Source organism: Streptomyces sp. NPDC107562 (genome assembly GCF_055657325.1).
Map to the genome: position 1 here is coordinate 364,472 of NZ_JBVKBE010000007.1, position 15,670 is coordinate 380,141.

A 15,670-nucleotide genomic window follows, 5' to 3' on the forward strand; every position below is an offset into this window, starting at 1 on the left:
GGCGGCCCATGTAAGCCCTGTCCTGTTCCGCTCGCGGAAGGCCACGTTCCTTTCGCGCCTCAGGAGGCACACGATGAGTGCACTTGTGCAAGCCGACCGACAGGAATTTTTAACCCTCGAAAACGGGGAGGTCGACCTCTTTGAGCGCACGGTGCCGCGCTGGCTCGTGCATCGTGCCGCGGTCTCGGAGGTCCTCATCACAGGGGTGAGACCGCACAGACGGGACGTGTACCGCGTGGGAGCCCAATGGGCGCGCGGGCACAGTTACTACGGCCCGGTGGCGGGGCGCTGGCACGATCCCATGGTGCTAGGAGAATCGATACGCCAGGCTGGGCTGCTCCTGGCCCACCAGGCGCTCGGCATCGCTCAGGGCCATCAGTTCCTGACCAAGCACACCTCCTTCGAGATCACCGAGGAGGGGGCACGGCTGGCGGGGGCGCCGGCCAACGTGGTCCTCGAAGTGACGCTCAAGGACATCCGCTGCCGGCGGGAACACGTCGCGTCGTTCGCCTGCGACGTGCTCGCGCACCGGGACGGCACGCTCATCGGGCACGGGTACGCCGCGAGCGACTGCGTGGCGCCCGCGGTGTACCGCAGGCTGCGCGGCGAGCGGGCCGAGGCGCGTCCGGCGTGCACGCTCGTCCCGGCGGTCCGGCCCGAACTCGTGGGTCGGAGCAGGGAGTTCGACGTCGTTCTGGGCGTGCCGGGCGGGGAGGCCGGCAGCGACCAGGGTTTCGACGTCCTGCTGGGCGCGCCGGGCGGGGAGGCCGGCGACGACCGGAGTGCGGTGCATCTGCTGCGCGTCGACCACACCCACCCGGTGCTGTTCGACCACCCGGTGGACCACGTGCCGGGCATGCTCGTCATGGAGGCCGCCCGGCAGGCGGCCCTGGCCCGCCTCGGGCTGCCGCAGGGGCTGCTGGTCGGCTGCGACGCCTCGTTCCACCGGTACGTCGAGCTGGACACGCCCTGCGTGGTCTCGGCGTCCGTGCCGACGGTGGACGAACTGGGCCGTCGCAGCCTGACGGTGGAGTTCCACCAGTCCGGCAGCGTGGCCGGCGTCTGCACGGTCACCATCCTGGACACGGCGGCACAGCACGCCTGAACACCTGAGGGGCGCCCCCCTCCTCGCGGCCCGCGGGGAGGGGGGCACGGCCATGTGCGGCGCGGGGCGGGGGAGGGGCGAGCCCAGCTGCGCCGGGGGCCGGCCGGTGCGCGGGGTGGTCTTCGGGGGGCGAGGGCGTCTGTGGGGGTGACTGCCCGCGTGTGGGGCCGCGGCTGGGCGGGGGCGTTCGTGGGCGGTGGCCGGCATGGGCGGGCGTGTCCGTGCGGCGCCGCGGGGCCGCCGCTCCGGGCGAACGCCGGGGCGTGGACCGGGCGGCGGGGACGTACGGGTGGGCCTGGGGTGGCCCCGGGTCGTGCCGTGCTGGATCGCCGAGGAGTGGCCCGCCACGCGGAAGGTGAACGCCGGCGGTGGGCCGTGGACCGGGCGGGGGGGCTGTGCGGGAGGGCCTGCGGTGATCCTTGCCCGTGCCGCCCCGGACCCACCGAGGAGTGGCCCGCCACGCGGGAGGTGAACGCCGGGCGGTGGGGCGTCGGGGGGGCTCAGCCTCCCGTCTTCTCCGGTGTCCGGCGGGCCGGGGTCAGGGGCTTCGGGGGGATCACCAGGCGGTAGCCGATGCCGCGCACCGTCTCGATCCAGTCGCGGTTGCCCAGCTTGCTGCGCAGGGAGCCGACGTGGACGTCGAGGGTGCGGGTGGAGCCGAACCAGTTCTCGTCCCAGACCTGGGCCATGATGTCCTGCCGCCGGTGCACGGTGCCGGGTTCCTCCATGAGCATCGCCAGCAGGTCGAACTCCCGCCGGGTGACCGGGATCTCCTCGCCGTTCAGGGCGACCGTCCGGGTGCGCAGGTCCAGCCCCAGGGGACCGGCGCTGAGTGTGTCGGCGGCGGACGTCAGACCCGGGGCGGGCCCGTCCACGGCCCGCGGCTCCTCGCCGTGGCCCTCGTGCCAGGGGCAGTTGCCCGCGCGCCGGAACAGGGCCTGGATGCGGGCGCTCAACTCGTAGGAGCCCACCGGCTTGTACGCGAAGGCGTCGGCACCCATGTGGAACGCCATCACCCGGTCCAGTTCCTCGGCCCGGTCGCTCATCGCGAGGATCGGCACGCAGGAGCGCTCCCGGATCCGCCGGCACACCTCGTGCCCGGCGAGGTCCGGAAGGCTGAGTTCGAGCAGGACGAGCGACACGTCGTCCAGCAGGTCCAGCGCGTCGGCCCCGGTCGCGGCGCGCAGCGCCATGAACCCGTGGACGGTCAGGGCCTGCGCGAGCGATTCGGCCACACCGTCATCGTCATCGACGATCAGAACGGTCCTCATCGGTGTCTCCCAGCGCCGTGGCCCGCCCGCCTCGGAGGTGTCCGCCGCGGGTCTGAAGGGTGGTCTAAAAAAACTGGTCGCACGGTATCTTCTGCTATGTTTATCAAACGGATCGGCCAGTCTTCAAGCCTTGCCGGAGGCCCCCGGCCCCGGCCCGACGGCGGAACCAGCCCCTCCGGGGCCGCCACCGGGCGCACCACCGGCCCAGGGCCCTGCCAGGCGACGAATTCAGGCCGTCTCACACTGTCCTGACGGTCCGTTCACACAACTGCAGATGCTTGTCCAAACCCTGAACGGACCTGCGTTGAAGCGCGTCGGGGCGGCCGCGAGCATGGAGGAAGTCTCAGGAGAACCCAGAGATTCGGGGGATCGGATGTACGAGGTTCGGCAACTCGCCGACGACCACAGGAGCAGGGAGTGCGTGCCCCTGTGCGGTCGGATCTGCGCCAAGTGCGTGGACCGGCTGCACCGGGAGTTACGCACGCTGCTCGAACTCTACGAAGAGAGCGATCAGGCCCTCACCCGGGCCACGCCCCACCTGCGCGAGCGGGTGAGCGGCAGCCGGAGCACCGTGGGCATCGTGCTGGACGACAACGCGGTGGCGCTGCGGGCCCAGGTCGGCGACGTACTCGCCCAGTGGGCCAGGCTGGTGGTGGACGAGCGGCGGGACCGCGCACCGCGGCTCCGGGAGCCCCGGCCGGCCGGACTGGTGCGGTTTCTGCGGCAGCAGTTGCCGTGGCTGGCCGGCCACCCCGCGGCCGTCGACTTCGACGAGGAGGTCGCCGAACTGCTCGCCGCCCTCGGCAAGCTGTTCGGTCCCGGCCAGGTGCGCAGGTTCCCGCTCGGCTCCTGCCTGGAGCCCGGGTGCGACGGCTCGCTGCACGGCGTGATGTCCCAGGGCGGCGGCCGGGTGCCCAGCCATGTCACCTGCGACGCCGGGCACGCCCTGCCACCGCACCTGTGGATGCGCGTGGCCGACCGGCTGAAGGACGAAGCCGCGTGACGGAGGAGGAGAGCCGGAGACGACGGAGGGTCTCGACGGAACTGGCCGCCCTTGCCATGGGGGTGTCCGAGGCCACCATCCGCAAGTGGGCGAGCCGCCGGAAGATCACCCGGTACGGCGGCCCGCAGCGGGCGGAGTACGACCTGGACGAACTGTTCCGGCTGACCCGCCGCGACGATTCCCAGTAATTCCCGATCTTCGGCAACGGCGCCGTGGAATAACACCTTCACCATTATCTGCCGACCATCATGACGGGCCCGTCAGGACCATCATGAAGAAAAAACGCGGATCCGTGCGGGGATCCCGTTGAGCAGCCCCCGCGGCCTTCCCCCAGGCCGCGGGGGCTGCTTTTTCCGTTCACCGGCGATTCATCAAGTGGCTTCCGAAAACTCGGAGTTGACGAAGCTCGGGCCAAGGTGTCACACTTTTTCCGGCGCCTTCATGCCCTGACTCGAAATCCGTATCCACGTCGGTGTTCCCGACCTGGATGCGGATTTTTTGTTTCCCCGACGTTTCCCCGACTAGAGGAAGTGTGGTCGATGCCTGTTTCTACCTGGACGCCCGTCGGTCGCTGGACGGGTACGGTCACGCACGACGGCGAGGTGGACGACTACACGGTCACCTTCGCCCCGGACGGTTCACTCTCGGTCACGACGAAGAAGAGCACCGGCACCGGCTCGTGGACCGTCACCAGCGACACCGAACTGGAGTTCTCCCTGCGCGAGGACTTCAACCTCGACGTCACCCAGATCAGCCCCAACGGTCACCACGCCGCGTACATACAGATCGACATCAGCGCCCGCCGCGACGGTGACACGCTCACCGGCGAGGGCAAGGCCGTCGTGCACGGTCCGGACGACGCCGTGATCTACGGCACGGACGCCACCACCCAAGCTCGCCGGGTGTCATGACCCGCCTTCAGGCGGCGGACCCGGCCGCCCTGGCCGCCGAGGTCGCCCGGCTCGCCGACCTCGTCGAGCTGCAGAAGCTCGCCGGCCGCTATCTGGCCAGCCTCGACGAGGGCGAGTTCGACGCGGCCTGGGCCACGTCCCTGTTCACCGAGGACATCGAGATGACGTTCCCGGTGGGCAGCCACCACGGGATCACCGGTGTCGGCGGATTCACCACCGCGATCATGGCGCGCTGGGGCCGCACGCATCACCACGGTTCCGACAGCTCGGTGGACCTCGACGGCGACCGGGCCGCACTCAGCTGGAGCCTGATCGCGTCCCATGTGCACCACGGCTCGCCGCTGCCGCCGGACCCCTCCGAGTACTTCCAGCTCGGCGGCCGGTTCACCGGCACGGCCCGGCGCCTGCCCGACGGCTGGCGATTCGACCGGCTGCGGCTGCGCATCTCGTGGACCACGGGTGCCGTGCCCCGGGGCGTGACCCAGGTCGACGTCAAGACCCTCGACACCCGGGGGAACACCGTCGCGGCCGCGTCAGCGGGTTCAGCGACCCCGGCGACGTGAGCACCTCAGCAACTCCAGCAATTCACCAACTTCAGCAACTTCAGCAACTTCAGCGACATCAGCGATGAAGGAGAACTGACGCATGCCCACCACGCTCACCGCCGAGCAGCAGCGCGAGGTCATCGAGAAGGTCTTCCACGAGGGCCTGGACCTCGGCGACCTCTCGGCCGCCGACCGCTATCTGACCGCGGACTTCCGCAACAACGGCAGCCACGACGACTCCATGCGCGGTCCGGAGGCGTTCAAGCACACCATCAAGATCCAGCAGTCGGCGTTCAGCGACATCCGCTACGAGATCCTCGACTTCATCTCGATGGGCGACAAGGCCGCGATCCGCTGGGTGATGCACGGCAAGCACACCGGCCCGTTCATCGGTATCCCGGCGACCGGGCTGCAGGTGCAGCACCAGGCGATCATCTGGTTCCGCTTCGAGGGCGACCGGATCGCCGAGCGCTGGGGCATCGTCGACAACTTCACCCTGGAGCGTTTCCTGAAGTCCGGCGGCAAGCCGGTCGGCCCCCTGACGCCGGCCGGCGCGAACGGCGGTCCCGGCGCGGGCAAGCCGGCCGCCTGACCCACGCCCCGGATCCGGACGGGCGCCCGCCGTGGTGTGACGGCGCGGCGCCCGTCCGGCGTTCAGAGGCGACCGACAGCTCAGAGGGAGGGAAGATCCGTGCCGATCGACAGGAAAGTCGCCCGCTTCAACCGGAAGTTCGCCAACCATCTGGTGGGCCCGCTGTTCAGCCGGCTGCCGGGGTTCGGAAAGGTGCACCACCGCGGCCGCAGGTCGGGACGCGAGTTCGCCACGCCGGTGAAGCTGTTCCGGCGCGGCGAGGACATCATCATCACGCTGCCGTACGGGCCGGGCTCCGACTGGGTCAAGAACGTGCTGGCGGCGGGCGGTTGCGAGATCACCACCCGGGGGCGGCGCGTCCAGGTCACCCGTCCGGTGGTCTTCACCGACGACGGCACCACCAAGATGCCGGCCCTGACCCGCCGCATCCTCTCCAGGGTCGACGCGAAGGAGTTCCTGGCGCTGACCCCGGTGCCCGCGCCGCGCTCGGCGGTCCGGCGATGAGCGCGTCCGGCCTGGTGACGCGTCCCGTGCGGGTCACGCTGCTGGTCGGCTCGGCCCGGGAGGGGCGGCTCGCGCCGGACGTCGCGGGCTGGTTCGCCCGGGTGGCCGCCCGCCGCGACGACCTGGTGCTGGACGTCGTCGACGTGGCCGAGCACCTGCTGCCCGCGAGCCTCGACGCGGACGATCCCGCGGCGGAGGCCCTGCGCCCTCGGCTGACCGGGGCCGAGGCCTACGTCGTGGTCGTGCCGGAGTACAACCGCAGTGTGCCCGGCCCGCTGAAGACGCTGATCGACAGCTTCCAGGCCGAGTGGCAGGCCAAGCCGGTCGGCTTCGTCGGCTACGGGCTCGGCTCGGCCGGCGGGGTGCGCGCGATCGAGCATCTGCGGCAGATCTTCGCCGAGTTCCACTGCGTGGGGATGAAGGACATCGTCACCTTCCCCCGGATCCTCGAACACTACGACGCCGAAGGCCGCTTCCCCGCCGATCCCGAGGGCGCGGAATCCGCGGTCAAGCTCATGCTCGACCAGCTGCTGTGGTGGGCCCGCGCACTGCGTGAGGCGAAGGCGGCACGCCCGTACGCCTCCTGACGCGACGTCAGTGACGCCGGACACCCGCGCGCTTTTCCTTCCCAAACCCTCCACAGGAGACGTGTGATGGCCGCTGTTCCCGATCCCCTCCCCGATCTGCTGACGGCCGTGCCCGCGGTGATCCTGGCCTGCCGGGCCGGCGCCCAGCTCGTGCGGCGGCTCGGGCAGCCGCCCGTGGTGGGCGAGATCGTTGTGGGGATCCTGTTCGGTCCCTCGCTGCTGGGCTGGCTGTGGCCCGACGCGCAGGCCTGGCTCTTCCCGCAGTCCGTGCTGCCGTACATCGGTGTGCTGGGCAACATCGGGCTGCTCGCCTTCATGTTCCTCGTCGGGCTGGAACTGGATCTGAAGGCGCTGCGCGGCCACAGCCGCACGGCGGTGGCCGTGTCCCAGGCCAGCATCGCGGTGCCGTTGCTGCTGGGCACCCTGCTGGCTCTCGGCATGTACGACACCTTCGCGCCCGCGGGCACCGACAAACTGGCGTTCGTGCTGTTCATCGCGGTGTCGATGAGCATCACCGCCTTCCCCGTCCTCGCCCGCATCCTCACCGACCGGGGCCTGTACCGGACCCGGGTGGGGGCGCTGGCCATGGCCTGCGCGGCGGTGGACGACGTGACCGCCTGGTGCCTGCTCGCGGCCGTGGTCGCCGTGACGAAGAGCAGTTCGCCGACGGAGGCGCTCGTCACCGCCGGGTACGCCCTGGCGTTCACGCTGGCCATGTTCTACCTCGTGCGTCCGGTGCTGCGCCGGTGGGCGGGGCGGGCCGAGCGCAAGTACGCCGACGGGGTGCTGCTGGTCGTGCTGTTCAGCGGGTTGTGCCTGAGCGCGTACGCCACCGAGGAGATCGGTGTGCACGCGTTGTTCGGCGCGTTCCTGTTCGGCGTGATCACCCCTCGGGGCCGGCGGAAGATCGAGGCCACCGCCGCCCGGCTGCGGGCGTTCACCGTGCCGGTGCTGCTGCCGCTCTTCTTCGTCTCCACCGGCCTGCGGACCGACGTGTCGCTGCTGGGCGGGGACCCGGAGCTGTGGCTGTGGGCGGGCGCCGTGCTCGCCGTCGCCGTCGTCGGCAAGTGGGGCGGCGGCTCGGTCGCGGCCCGGCTCGCGGGACAGCGCTGGCGGGACGCGATGTCCATCGGCGCGCTGATGAACTGCCGCGGCCTGACCGAACTGGTCGTGCTGAACATCGGCCTCGGACTCGGGGTCATCGGCCCCGACCTGTTCACGATCCTCGTGCTGATGGCGCTGGTCACGACGGCCGCGACCTCGCCGGCGCTGAGCCGGATCCGCCGCGGCATGGAGGACATGGATCCGGCCCGGGATCCGTCCGGAACCGGCCAAGAAGAGCCGGTGCTGGAGTCCGCAGGAACCCGCTGAAACCGCCTCCGGCCTGCTCGTTCGACCACTACTTGGCTGGTAGATGGTTGGCTAGTTGCTAGTTGGCACATTGATAGATAACCAAGTTGACGATACTCTCGCGATACGGCAACGCAGCAGTGAGGCACTGAGGGAGACAGTGATGAGCCAGCAGTTCAAGAACCTCGACATGACGATGATGTTCGCCATCCACGACGCCCTCCGGCGCGAGCTGGAGCGGATCGCGCGGATCACGGCCCGGGTCGACGAGGACCCCCGCCATGTGCTGAGCACCGCGGTCGGATGGGAGCTGTTCAAGAAGTTCCTCACCATCCACCACACGTCCGAGGACGTCACCGTGTGGCCCGTGATGCAGCAGGCCCTGGCCGGCAGGCCCGACGAGCTGGCCCTGCTGGACGCGATGGAGGCCGAGCACGCCGTCATCGACCCGCTGCTCGCCGACATCGACGCGGCGCTCGCCGACCGCGACTCCGGCCTGGAGCGCCTCGGCGGCCTGACCGACACCCTCTGCACGCAGCTCGGCGGTCACCTAGACCACGAGGAGCGGGACGCGCTCCAGCTGATGGACATCACCATGAGCGCGGAGCAGTGGGCGGCCTTCAGCGCCGAGCAGCGCACCCGCGTCGGCGACGACTCGCGGTACTACCTGCCCTGGCTGCTCGACGACATGACCGCCGCCAAGCTCACCGGAATCCTCGGCAAGATGCCCGAGCCGCTGCGCAACGCCTACGAGACCGAATGGCGCGCCGCCTACGAGGCGCTGGACATCTGGGGCACCAAGGCCGGCTCGGCCGCCCGCTGACCCGAGAACCCCGTGTCCGGGGGTCTCCGCTTCCGCGCCCCCGGACCCCCGCGGTACCCACCCCCCTCAACCAGAGACATCGGAGAGAGCTCATGTCGCTGCAAGACCGCACCCAGGCCGTCCCCAGGGCCGCGGCACCGCCGCAGAAGGACGGCAAGCTCGGCCTCGCGCTGCTGGTCATCGCCGCAGCACAGCTGATGCTCGTCCTGGACAACACGATCGTGGCGGTCGCCCTGCCGAGCATGCAGAGCGCCCTCGGCCTCAGCGAGGCCGGCCTCGGCTGGGTCGTCACCGCCTACGCCCTCGCCTTCGGCGGACTGCTGCTGGCCGGTGGCCGCGCGGGTGACCTGTTCGGCCGCCGGCTGGTCTTCCGGATCGGCCTGGTCATCTTCACCGCCGCCTCGCTGCTCGGCGGCCTGGCCACCACCGGCGGGCTGCTGATCGCCGCCCGGCTGCTCCAGGGTCTGGGCGCCGCGATCGCCGCGCCCACCGCGCTGTCCCTGCTGGCCACCACCTTCCCGGCGGGCCCGGCCCGCAACAAGGCGCTCGGCGTCTACGGCGCGATGGGCGGCCTCGGCTCCGTCGTCGGCCTGCTGCTCGGCGGCGCCCTGACCGAGTACCTGAACTGGCGCTGGGTGATGTTCGTCAACATCCCGATCGCCCTCGCCGTCCTGGTCGGCACCGGCGTCCTCGTCGAGGGCGGCCGCGAGCGCGGCAAGGTCGACGTCCCGGGTGCCTTCGCCGCCACCTTCGGCTTCGGCGCCCTGGTCTACGGCATCACCCGCGCCGGTGAGGAAGGCCTCGACGACACCACCACGCTGATCTCCCTCGGCGTCGCACTCGTCCTGCTGGTCGCCTTCGTCGCGATCCAGCGCACCGCGCGGGCGCCGATGATCCCCGGCGGTGTGCTGGCCGACAAGGGCCGCGTCGGCGCCAACGTGGTGATGTTCCTGGTCGGCGCGGGCATGCTCGCCACCTTCTACTTCCTGACCCTCTACATGCAGCTGGTCAAGGGCTACGACCCGATGATCACCGGCGTCGCCTACCTGCCGTACGCGGTGGGCATGCTGCTCGCCGCCGGCGGCATCGGCCCGCAGCTGCTTGCCCGGCTGTCCGAGCGCACCGTGATCTCCGTCGGTCTGACCGTCGGCATCCTCGGCATGGTCTGGTTCAGCCTGCTGGCCCCGGACCAGAACCCCTGGGTCGCGCTGCTGCCCGCGCAGCTGGTCTCCGGTCTCGGCCTCGGCATGGTCTTCGTCGCCGTCACCATCATCAGCGTCCGCGGGGTCGCGCCGCAGGAGACCGGTGCCGCGTCCGGCCTGGTCAACACCGCCCAGCAGATCGGTGGCGCGATCGGCCTCGCCGCGCTGGCCGCGGCGGCGACCGTGATCACGCAGAACGAGTCCGAGCCCACCACGTCCGACGCCCTGACCACCGGCTACTCGTACGGCTTCCTGCTCGGTGGCGCTCTCTACCTGCTGGCCCTGCTGACGGCGCTGCTCACCGCGCCGAAGTCGGCACCCCAGCCGCAGCAGGACGGGGCCCAGCCCCCCGTCGCGCTGTGACCCACCCCGGCGGCCCCGCCCCTTCCCCCGCGGCGGGGCCGCCGGTCCTCTCCCCCCACACCACAAGCCCGGAAAGAGGCGCCGAGATGCCCCAGCCCGCGCGGAACACCCAGGTCGAGCAGCCCACGTCGCACAGCGGTCCGGGGAGCAGCGGTCCGGAGAGCGGAGGTCCGCGGAACAGCGGCCCGGAGAACCGTTCCCTCGCCGTGTGGGAGCTCGCCGACCTCGTCACCCCCATGGCCGTGCGCGTGGCCGCCACCTACCGGGTCGCCGACCACATCGCGGCCGGCCGGACCACCGCCGAGGACATCGCCCGTGCCGAGCACCTGCACGCCGGGGCGCTGGAGCGGGTCCTGCGGCACCTGGTCACCGTCGGGGTCCTCACCGTGAGCGGCCCGGCGTACGGACTGTCCGGCCTCGGGGAGCAGCTGCGCACCGACCACCCCGGCGGCCAGCACCGCCTCGTCGACCTCGACGGCGCCCTCGGCCGCGGCGACCTCAGCCTCGTCGAGCTGGCCCACGTGGTGCGCACCGGCGAGCCCGCGTACCCCGTCCGCTACGGCGTGCCGTACTGGGACGACCTGGCCGCCGACCGGGCGCTGGCGGAGTCCTTCGACTCGATCATGGCGGACAACCTCGCCCGGGACGTGCCCTCGATCGCGGCGGCCTACGACTGGTCCGCGCTGGGCCACGTCCACGACCTCGGCGGAGGCAGCGGTGTCCTGCTCGGCGGGCTGCTCACCGCCCACCCGGCGCTGCGGGGCACGGTCGTGGACCTCAAGGCCACCGCCAACGGGGCGGCGGACCGTTTCCGGGCGCTCGGCCTGGAGGACCGGGCCGACGTCGTCGACGGCAGCTTCTTCGACGAGCTGCCCGCCGGCGGCGGGGGCTACGTCCTTTCCTCCGTCCTGCACAACTGGTCCGACGAGGACGCCCTGCGCATCCTGCGCCGCTGCGCCGACGCCGTCGCCGGCGGCGACGGCCGGGTGCTGGTCGTCGAGGAGACCGGCGAGCAGCCCGAGACGGCCATGGACCTGAGGATGCTCGCCTACTTCGCCGGCGTGGAGCGTGGCGTCGACGAACTCACCCGTCTCGCCGGCCGGGCGGGCCTGAAGCTGACCGGCGTGTTCGAGGCCGGCAGCCAGGCCGCGGGTGTCCGGTCCGTGCTCGAACTGGCCCCGCGGCACGTCACCCCCTGAATTTTCCGGACCGCGGTGCACCCGAGGGGACGGCGGGTGCACCGCACTTATACTCGGGCAGGAGGTGCTGTTTTGCGGCGTGCACGCGACGAGGTCCAGGAACCGGTGAACCCGGTGGGTGCGGTCACTCCCCTCACCAGGACGGAGGAGACCGCGGAGGTCCCGGGACCCCTCCCGGAGTCGCTCGCCGGCTATGTCAGCTACCTCCTGCGCCGGGTCCACGCGCAGTTCTCCGCGACCCCCGACGGCACCGGCACCGACTCCCGCGACTTCCTCGTCCTCGACGCCCTCACCGGCCAGGACTGGGCCTCCCAGCTCGACCTCGCCGAACGGCTCGGCATCAACCGCACGATCATGGTCCAGGTCATCGACCGCCTGGAGGACCGCGGCGAGGTCCGGCGCACCCGCAACCCCGACAACCGGCGCCAGTACGTCCTGTCCCTGACCGACCGCGGCCGCACCGCCCTCGGCTCCATGCGCCGGGCCGTCGCCGAGCGGGACGCGCAGCTGACCGCCGTCCTCGGCCCCGAGGAGCGCGCACGGCTCGACGAACTGCTGGCCCGGCTGCTGCCCGAGTCGGCGCAGCCGCTGGTGCGGGGCACCGAGTACCTGGTGGCGCAGGCCCATTTCCGGCTGCGCCGGCACGGTGACGACAAGCTCACCGGCACCGGTCTGCGGGTCCGCCACTACGGCCCCCTGTCCGCCCTCGTCGCCTCCGGCCCGTGTTCCCAGCAGCAGCTCGCCCAGTTCCTCGCCGTCACCGGGCCGGCCGCCTCGCAGCTCGTCGACGAACTCGTCAAGCAGGGGCTGGTCCGCCGCGGCCGCGACGCCCACGACCGGCGGCGGTACGCCTTGGAGGTCACCGACGACGGCCGGAGGTCACTCGCCGTCGTCACCGCCGCCGTGCACGAACTCGCCCACGACGTGGCCGAGATGCTCGGTCCCGGCGGCGAGGACGAACTGCGGGCCCTGCTGCTCCGCCTGCTGGAGGCGGGCGAGCATGTGGCCGGCCGTCGTGATTCCAGCGGTGATGTCAGCAGTGCTACCGGCGGCGAATCCGGCGGTGCGTCGGACAGTGAATCCGGCGGTGAATCCGGCGGTGAATCCGGCGGGTATTCCGGAAGCGATCTCTCCGAAAACTCCAAGTCGACCGTTCCGGCCAGGGGTTGACCCTTTGGCCAGAACCTGTCACGCTTAATTCAGCGGTTACCTCACGCCTTTTTCCACGGCTCTTCATTCTATGAATGAAGGGCCTTTTTTCATGCGGTGTTCCGCCTCGAAGAAGGAGACAGTTCATGGTCACGAAGATGACCGAAGGCGCGACGGAATCGGCACGCATACCCGAGGAGATGACGTTCGACGTCGTCGTCCTGGGTTCGGGCCTGGCCGGCTCCGTGACCGGCGCGATCCTGGCCAAGCACGGCGCGCGGGTCCTGCTGGTCGACGCGACCGCCCACCCGCGCTTCGCCGTCGGCGAGTCCATGACCCCGCAGCTTGTTGAGTGGATCCACATCCTCTCCGAGCGCCACGACATCCCCGAACTGAAGAGCCTGTCCAGCGTCCAGGCCTCCACCCGTGACATCGGCCCGACCTTCGGCACCAAGGCGCACTTCGGCTTCATCAAGCACGAGGTGGGCCAGGAACCCGACCCGCGGGCCGCCACCCAGCTGGCGCTGCCCAAGATCTTCCACCAGAACAGCCACATGCACCGCCAGGACAGCGACTCGTTCATGTTCCACGTAGCGATCAAGTACGGCTGCACCCCTCGGCAGAACTGGCGTGCGAGCGAGGTCGACTTCGACGACGACGGTGTGACCGTGACCGGGAAGAGCGCCGCGCCGGGCGCCCAGCCCGAGCAGTACCGGGCCAAGTACCTGGTGGACGCCTCCGGTTTCCGCTCGCCGCTCGCCGACAAGTTCGACCTGCGCGAGAAGCCGGCCCGGTTCAAGCACCACAGCCGCTCGATGTTCACGCACTACGTCGGCATCAAGCGGTTCGACGACGTCAGCGGCCACCCCAAGGACCTGCGCCCGCCGGCCGACTGGCACACCGGCACCCTGCACCACATGATCGAGCGCGGCTGGTTCTGGATCATCCCGTTCGACAACCACGAGAAGTCCCGCAACCCGCTGTGCAGCGTGGGCCTGACCGTGGACGAGCGCACCTACCCCAAGCCCAAGGACCTCACCCCGGAGCAGGAGTTCCAGCTCTGGCTCGACAAGTACCCGGCGGTCAAGCGCCAGTTCGACGGTGCGACCCGGGTGCGCGAGTGGGTGTCCACGGACCGGCTCCAGTACTCCTCGAAGCAGACCATCGGCGACCGCTGGTGCCTGATGTCGCACGCGGCCGGCTTCATCGACGCGCTGTACTCCCGTGGGCTGTCCAACACCTTCGAGGTGGTCGACGCGCTGACCTCCCGGCTGCTGGTCGCGCTCAAGGACGGCGACTTCTCCGCCGAGCGCTTCGAGTACGTCGAGCGTCTGGAACAGGGGCTGCTCCAGTACAACGACGAACTGGTCAACAGCTCCTTCATCGCCTTCTCCCACTTCCGCCTGTGGAACGCGGTGTTCCGGGTCTGGGGCTCCTTCATCACCCCGGGCACCATGCGGCTCACCCGGGCCCGGCTGAACCATGCCCGCGACGGCCGCAAGCAGCACTTCGAGGAACTGGAGCAGGTGCCGTACCCGGGTCTGTGGTGGCCGCAGTCCGACTCCTTCAAGCGGATCCTCGACACCACCGCCGAGGCCTGCGAGAAGTACGAGGCGGGCGCGATCACCGGCGACGAGGCCGCCGACATCATCTTCGAGACCCTGCGGAACTCGCCCATCGTCAACCCGGTCTTCGGCTGGAAGGACGAGAAGCAGCGCTTCATCTACCCCTCGGTGCCGACGATGGCCCGCTTCCTGTTCTGGGCGTCGGTGCAGGCCCCGTCGGAGATGAACGACGTCGGCCGGGAGTTCCTGCTCGGCATCGTCAAGGCCGGCTCCAAGGTTCGCAAGCTCCTCTGATCCGCGCGGCACACCCACGACACCCCCCATGGAAGGGATGAGCATGTCCGCAGCAGCGCGGTCGCTGACCCGCACCCCCGAGCGACAGCCCATCGAGCCGCTGAGTCTGCGCCGCGTGTGCGGCCTGTTCACGACCGGCGTCACGGTGGTCTCCACCGGGCCGAGCGGCCGGGCCGAGGGCACCACCGTGAACTCCTTCACCTCGGTCTCGCTGGATCCCCCGCTGGTGCTGTTCTGTCTGCACAAGCAGTCCCGGCTGCACGACCTGCTCCAGGAGAGCGGCGGCTTCACCGTCAACTTCCTGTCCGGGCAGCAGCAGCCGCTGGCACGCTACTTCGCCGAGAAGCGGCCCGACGCGTTCTCGGCGGTCCCGCACCACTTCACCACGGACGGACTGCCCGCGCTCAGCGAGGCGCTGGCCTACATCGCCTGCACCACCGTCGACGTGCACGCGGCAGGCGACCACGACATCGTCATCGGCGAAGTCGTGGAGCTGGGCGCTGCCCGGGACGGCCAGGAACCGTTGATCTTCTTCGACGGGTCGCTGGGTCCCCTGGAGACGGCGGCCGGCCGGTTCAGCCGGGCCGGCGAGCCGCCGGCAGCGGCCCGGGTGTCCTGACATGCGCCGGGTGCTCATCGCCAACCGTGGCGAGATCGCCGTCCGGGTGGCCCGGGCCTGCCGGGACGCCGGTGTCGCGAGCGTGGCCGTATACGCCGACCCGGACCGCGACGCCCTCCATGTCCGCGCCGCGGACCAGGCGTTCGCCCTGGGCGGTGACACCCCGGCCACCAGCTACCTCGACTTCGGCAAGGTGCTCGCGGCGGCCCGTGAGTCGGGAGCGGACGCCGTCCATCCGGGCTACGGGTTCCTGTCGGAGAACGCGGAGTTCGCGCAGGCGGTGCTGGACGCGGGGCTGGTCTGGATCGGGCCGCCGCCGCAGGCCATCCGCGATCTGGGTGACAAGGTCGCGGCCCGGCACATCGCGCAGCGTGCCGGTGCCCCGCTGGTGGCGGGGACGCCGGACCCGGTCTCGGGTGCCGACGAGGTCGTGGCGTTCGCGAAGGAGCACGGGCTGCCGATCGCGATCAAGGCCGCGTTCGGCGGCGGCGGCCGCGGTCTGAAGGTCGCCCGGACCCTGGAGGAGGTGCCCGAGCTGTACGACTCGGCGGTCCGTGAGGCCGTCGCCGCGTTCGGCCGGGGCGAGTG

At 70.9% G+C, this 15,670-nt stretch carries 17 protein-coding genes; 16 read left to right on the forward strand and 1 reads right to left on the reverse strand.

Annotated features, from left to right (window positions below; translation table 11 throughout):
- Positions 1–205 precede the first annotated feature (205 nt).
- Positions 206–1,105: a ScbA/BarX family gamma-butyrolactone biosynthesis protein gene (locus ACZ7LV_RS21970; protein ID WP_471941455.1), complete on the forward strand. Its 900-nt coding sequence runs from the start codon at positions 206–208 to the stop codon at positions 1,103–1,105.
- A gap of 500 nt (positions 1,106–1,605) precedes the next feature.
- On the opposite strand, the gene ACZ7LV_RS21975 is transcribed toward ACZ7LV_RS21970, so the two are convergent.
- Complete coding sequence (locus tag ACZ7LV_RS21975; protein WP_471941456.1) at positions 1,606–2,376, reverse strand: response regulator transcription factor; 771 nt, start codon at positions 2,374–2,376, stop codon at positions 1,606–1,608.
- 373 nt (positions 2,377–2,749) lie between these two features.
- Between ACZ7LV_RS21975 and ACZ7LV_RS21980 the strand changes: the two genes are divergently transcribed.
- From ACZ7LV_RS21980 to ACZ7LV_RS22050, 15 genes are all read left to right on the forward strand, one after another.
- Positions 2,750–3,379 carry a Rossmann-fold NAD(P)-binding domain-containing protein gene (locus tag ACZ7LV_RS21980; RefSeq protein ID WP_471941458.1) on the forward strand — a complete coding sequence of 210 codons (630 nt, stop codon included), beginning with the start codon at positions 2,750–2,752 and terminating at the stop codon, positions 3,377–3,379.
- Positions 3,376–3,567 (forward strand): hypothetical protein, encoded by a 192-nt coding sequence (locus tag ACZ7LV_RS21985; protein WP_401681716.1) that lies wholly within the window; start codon positions 3,376–3,378, stop codon positions 3,565–3,567. Before ACZ7LV_RS21980 ends, ACZ7LV_RS21985 begins: the two co-directional genes overlap by 4 nt.
- A gap of 351 nt (positions 3,568–3,918) precedes the next feature.
- On the forward strand, positions 3,919–4,290 hold the full coding sequence (locus ACZ7LV_RS21990; protein ID WP_471941459.1) for a dehydrogenase: 372 nt from the start codon (positions 3,919–3,921) through the stop codon (positions 4,288–4,290).
- Positions 4,287–4,853 (forward strand): nuclear transport factor 2 family protein, encoded by a 567-nt coding sequence (locus tag ACZ7LV_RS21995; RefSeq protein ID WP_471941460.1) that lies wholly within the window; start codon positions 4,287–4,289, stop codon positions 4,851–4,853. The genes ACZ7LV_RS21990 and ACZ7LV_RS21995 overlap by 4 nt, the downstream gene beginning before the upstream one ends.
- A gap of 82 nt (positions 4,854–4,935) precedes the next feature.
- On the forward strand, positions 4,936–5,427 hold the full coding sequence (locus tag ACZ7LV_RS22000) for an ester cyclase (RefSeq protein WP_141311887.1): 492 nt from the start codon (positions 4,936–4,938) through the stop codon (positions 5,425–5,427).
- 99 nt (positions 5,428–5,526) lie between these two features.
- Positions 5,527–5,931 (forward strand): nitroreductase family deazaflavin-dependent oxidoreductase, encoded by a 405-nt coding sequence (locus tag ACZ7LV_RS22005; protein WP_471941462.1) that lies wholly within the window; start codon positions 5,527–5,529, stop codon positions 5,929–5,931.
- A complete protein-coding gene (locus ACZ7LV_RS22010; protein ID WP_471941463.1) occupies positions 5,928–6,518 on the forward strand; it encodes an NADPH-dependent FMN reductase in 591 nt (196 codons plus the stop codon). Before ACZ7LV_RS22005 ends, ACZ7LV_RS22010 begins: the two co-directional genes overlap by 4 nt.
- Before the next feature lie 66 nt (positions 6,519–6,584).
- Entirely contained in the window at positions 6,585–7,889 is a 1,305-nt protein-coding gene (locus tag ACZ7LV_RS22015) for a cation:proton antiporter (protein WP_471941465.1), read from the forward strand.
- A 142-nt stretch (positions 7,890–8,031) separates the two neighbouring features.
- The gene (locus tag ACZ7LV_RS22020; RefSeq protein WP_471941467.1) at positions 8,032–8,691 is read left to right on the forward strand and encodes a hemerythrin domain-containing protein; all 660 of its coding nucleotides are present in this window, start codon (positions 8,032–8,034) and stop codon (positions 8,689–8,691) included.
- A 92-nt stretch (positions 8,692–8,783) separates the two neighbouring features.
- Positions 8,784–10,256 (forward strand): MFS transporter, encoded by a 1,473-nt coding sequence (locus ACZ7LV_RS22025; RefSeq protein WP_471941468.1) that lies wholly within the window; start codon positions 8,784–8,786, stop codon positions 10,254–10,256.
- 86 nt (positions 10,257–10,342) lie between these two features.
- Positions 10,343–11,455, forward strand: coding sequence for a methyltransferase (locus ACZ7LV_RS22030; RefSeq protein WP_471941469.1), 1,113 nt, complete (start codon positions 10,343–10,345; stop codon positions 11,453–11,455).
- Positions 11,456–11,527: 72 nt separating this feature from the next.
- A complete protein-coding gene (locus tag ACZ7LV_RS22035; RefSeq protein WP_471941470.1) occupies positions 11,528–12,625 on the forward strand; it encodes a MarR family winged helix-turn-helix transcriptional regulator in 1,098 nt (365 codons plus the stop codon).
- 125 nt (positions 12,626–12,750) lie between these two features.
- Positions 12,751–14,463 (forward strand): NAD(P)/FAD-dependent oxidoreductase, encoded by a 1,713-nt coding sequence (locus ACZ7LV_RS22040; RefSeq protein ID WP_471941471.1) that lies wholly within the window; start codon positions 12,751–12,753, stop codon positions 14,461–14,463.
- Positions 14,464–14,506: 43 nt separating this feature from the next.
- Positions 14,507–15,082 carry a flavin reductase family protein gene (locus ACZ7LV_RS22045; protein ID WP_471941473.1) on the forward strand — a complete coding sequence of 192 codons (576 nt, stop codon included), beginning with the start codon at positions 14,507–14,509 and terminating at the stop codon, positions 15,080–15,082.
- Between the two features lies 1 nt (position 15,083).
- On the forward strand, positions 15,084–15,670 hold a 587-nt coding region (locus ACZ7LV_RS22050; RefSeq protein WP_471941474.1), incomplete at its 3' end, for a biotin carboxylase N-terminal domain-containing protein.